The organism is Candidatus Schmidhempelia bombi str. Bimp (assembly GCF_000471645.3).
Taxonomy (GTDB): domain Bacteria; phylum Pseudomonadota; class Gammaproteobacteria; order Enterobacterales; family Orbaceae; genus Utexia; species Utexia bombi.
The window spans coordinates 1-485 of the sequence record NZ_AWGA01000040.1 but is presented as its reverse complement, the minus strand read 5'-3'; the positions used below and the strand labels follow the sequence as shown (position 1 = coordinate 485).

Genomic DNA, 485 nt, shown 5'->3' with positions numbered 1-485 from the left:
GGACAGGTTTGTCCAGACCAAACGGTAATACGCGGGTGGCTTTGTTGATTAAGATAAATTTTCTCGCGCTCAGGCCAGTTATAGAGTTCTTCAGGATGATGATTCGGGAAAAAACCTTCTGGGGGGACCGCTATATATTCATCGTCGATACGGCGGATTAGGGTCCATTTGGTTGGGACTTCAGTTCCTAAACCCCAAGAGTAAGAAACTTTACCGTTATCTTCGTCAACATATCGTTTAAGTTTGTTTACTTGATTCGCTTGAATAGCATAATCATCAACATGTGGGTACAAAAATGCCGCAGGAGCATGGGGGACACTGGGTAAATATAACCCTGTTATTGTTGGTTTTTCCCCTATTTCAAGCACGACATCTGGTACTAATTCATAACGTGGTATTCTAATAGGTAAAGTGAGACCAAATTTATATTCATTATCATTTGAAACAAATCCATAAGTTAAATTTTGTTCATTCCAAGTGTTATC

General features: G+C 39.6%; 1 pseudogene. It reads right to left on the bottom strand.

The annotated features are described in order from the left end of the window. Positions 1-485: pseudogene (locus O970_RS09840) on the bottom strand (type VI secretion protein ImpA); the annotation flags it as partial.